Raw genomic sequence first — 3,046 nt, forward strand, 5'->3', positions numbered from 1 at the left:
CGGCCATTCGTGATGCAAAAATCAAAAGTTTTGCATCACGCTAATTGGATCAGTCGTCTGCTATCTCAGCCGCACCAGCTAGTAGCATGGGGCTAGGACCAGGTGGCGGGCCCACAGGACACAGCCCATCGTCATCATCAGAATGGCCGGGACGACGACGCAGCAATGCCTCTCGACGCTCCAGAAGCTCTTTCTCCAGTGCCCTCTGTTCAGCTGTAGGTCTTGGACGCCCGATGAGGTCTTTGACTGGCATAACCTGTCCTCGTTCATGGCTGGTGCTTCACTAGTATAACGCACTTTGCAGGCCGGCCGAAGCGGGCACCGATGATGGGAAACTCACAAGATCTGCATCAGGCTCAAAGCCGCGGAAATCGTAGGATCGCTTGATGCAGAAATCTGATGCGTGTCGGCCCTGAATGTCCGGGTTTGGTGGAGGCCGTGTGAGAACGTCGATCTCATACCGGTGGTGGTGACGCGCGCGAACGCAGCGCTCACCTTCTTATTGCCTCGATCAACCCGGGCACGCCGACCAGGGCGATGGCGCGCTTGATGTTATAAGCGAGCACGTGGAGGCTCACCTCGGTTGCCACGTTGTTCAGGGTGCGGGTCTTGAGGTGGCTTCGTCCCATCCAGTCCTTGATGGTACCAAAGACATGCTCGACCGTGCGTCTGCGGACGCGCATCGCGCCCTGCATGCGGTCGAGGCGGGCTTGCATCGCCTCGATGACCGCCTCATGGTCCCACCGCTTGATGCGGCGCTCGATGCCGGCGGTGCAGTTCGCCTTGACGGCACATCGGTAGCGACAGGCAGGCGTGGCATAGCCGTAGAGCGTCATGCCGTGCTCGAGGCGGGAGAAGCGCCGCGTCATCGTTTCACCGGCGGGGCAGCGATAGGTATCGGTCTCGGGCTGGTAGACGAAGTCCTGCTTGCCCCACCGCCCGTCGGCTTTCGCGCCCGACGTCAGCGGCTTGGGGCAGATCGCCGTGATGCCGGCAGCTTCGCACGCGAGCACCTCGGGCCCGGAGAAGTAGCCACGGTCGGCAAGCACGGTAAGCGCTGTTGCCCCCGTCGCTGCGCGCGCCTGGAGGCCCATGTTGGCCAGCGACGTGCGGTCATGACCAAGGTTGAGGACCTCGTGTGCGACCACGATGTGGCTGTTGGTATCGACCGCCGCCTGCAGGTTGTAGCCGACCAGCCCGGTGCCCGTGCCGGCCGATGCCATCGCGCGCGCATCGGGGTCGGTGAGCGAGATCTGCCGGTCGGGGGATGCTTCGACCGCCCGCTCCATTGCCTCCAGCTCGCGCATCTGTCGTCGCAGTTCGCCGAGCCGTTCGGTCAGGCGGGTGGTGCGCAACGTGGCGGCTTCCCCCTCCTGCCGGTCTGCGGTGTCGAGCATGCCGAGGTAGCGCTGGATGCTGGCATCGACCTGCTCCATCCGGCGCCGGATCGTGACCGGCGTGAAGTTACGGTCGCGCGCATTCACCGCGCGAAAGCGGCTCCCGTCCACCGCGACCGTGCCGCCCGCGATGAGGCCGAGTTGCCGACACAACAGCACGAACCGGCGACAGGCCGCCTGGATCGCAGGCCCATGGTCGCGGCGGAAGTCGGCGATCGTTTTGAAGTCGGGTGCTAGCCTGCCCGTCAGCCACATCAGCTCGACGTTGCGGCCCGCCTCGCGTTCCAGGCGTCGGCTTGACTGAACCTGATTCAGATAGCCGTAGATGTAGAGCTTGAGCAGCGTCGACGGATGGTAGCCTGGCCGACCCGTCGCAGCGGCGTCGGCAAACCCCAGCGTCGCCAGATCCAGTTCGTCGACGAACACATCGACAATGCGCACGGTGCTGTCTTCCGCAACGTAATCGTCCACGCATGGCGGTAGAAAAAGCTGCTCCCGGCGGTCACACCCCTCGATGAAACGACCCATCCGACGTCTCCAGATGACGCCAGCAAGCATAGCATATCAAGACGTTTTCACACAGCCTCGGTGGTCAACGGACAGGCCGCTTTCGGGTACGAATGGGTCGATACCTGCTATTAACAGAAGCGCCGACACCGAAAGGAGATCACCTGCTGAGGAAAGTCCGAGGCTAAAATGGCGGGGGATACCTCCGATATATTTGTAAGGAGATGATCGGTTTGTAACCTGTCACCTCCACCACCCACGTGTCATCTTGCCAAAACTGAAGTTGCGTTGCCGGTCCGCGAACCGAACTTGGCAAATCGACGTTAACCAGATGGCGCCAATTGAGCCCGGCCAGCACCCGAACTCCATCGCACCGGTTACCCTTAGGAGTGGTGTCGTCTAAACAAGTGACCGGAACCGAAGCACGGCCCGTCGTTGCTGCCTCGACTGAGAGATCGAGAACGGCCTCGACAATCCCGCGACCGAGCTGTGGTTCACTCGGTGGCAATTGTGCAAAGTTTTCCACGCGAGCGCACGCGGCATCCGTCGCCATTTGATCTAGAACGGTGGCAAGCGGCGCTGCGTTTACAGCAAAACGGCGCCGAGGCGCATTCGCTGCTTGCTCGGCCGCGTTCTGCGGTATCTTCCCGTGGAGCGTGTCGAAATTAACAAGGATCCGGCGTGCAGTACAAAACCTGCCGCCAGCAGCCGTCCCTGCTTCGTAGAAAAGGACATAAGATAGGGGCGTTTCAGGGAAGCCCTCCATCGACCGCCCCACCTCGACCTTGCGAATATCACCGTGCGGAAAGTCCCGTAGAAGAATTGCCTCCAGCTCTCGTAGCGACATCTGCTCTGCCCGCTGTCGGGTGAGGATTACATCTTGCGGCCCGATCGTAACCGGATCGCCCTGGGCGATCGTTGGAATTGAGCAGCAGAGACCAGCACCAAAAATCGCCGAACGTAACCACATGGTCGGCCTCACCTTTTCGGCCGCCTATCAACCCAAGCTGCCTATCAACCAAAAGAGCGACAGCTTTCAAGCATTGTCACAGAACCAATGAAGGTCGACAAGTGGGCGGAAGCGGAATGGCCGGAATTGGTGGACTGCAGACCGTCCGCTTTCGACGCGGCACCCGCACCTC

General features: G+C 61.3%; 2 protein-coding genes. Both read right to left on the reverse strand.

Translation table 11 applies throughout. The features are described from left to right. Positions 1-491: 491 nt before the first annotated feature. Positions 492-1,925, reverse strand: a complete 1,434-nt coding sequence (locus sphst_RS08970) for an IS1182 family transposase (protein ID WP_107045432.1) — start codon at positions 1,923-1,925, stop codon at positions 492-494. 163 nt (positions 1,926-2,088) lie between these two features. Further along, a complete protein-coding gene (locus tag sphst_RS20435) occupies positions 2,089-2,874 on the reverse strand; it encodes a hypothetical protein (protein WP_159043557.1) in 786 nt (261 codons plus the stop codon). Positions 2,875-3,046 lie beyond the last annotated feature (172 nt).

The organism is Sphingomonas sp. STIS6.2 (assembly GCF_000732685.2).
GTDB classification, from domain to species: Bacteria; Pseudomonadota; Alphaproteobacteria; order Sphingomonadales; family Sphingomonadaceae; genus Sphingomonas; species Sphingomonas aerolata.

Bases quoted from the DNA above. Each gene is read 5' to 3' on its own strand.
- sphst_RS20435 (WP_159043557.1), bottom strand. From the start codon at position 2,874: ATGTGGTTACGTTCGGCGATTTTTGGTGCTGGTCTCTGCTGCTCAATT.
- sphst_RS08970 (WP_107045432.1), bottom strand. From the start codon at position 1,925: ATGGGTCGTTTCATCGAGGGGTGTGACCGCCGGGAGCAGCTTTTTCTA.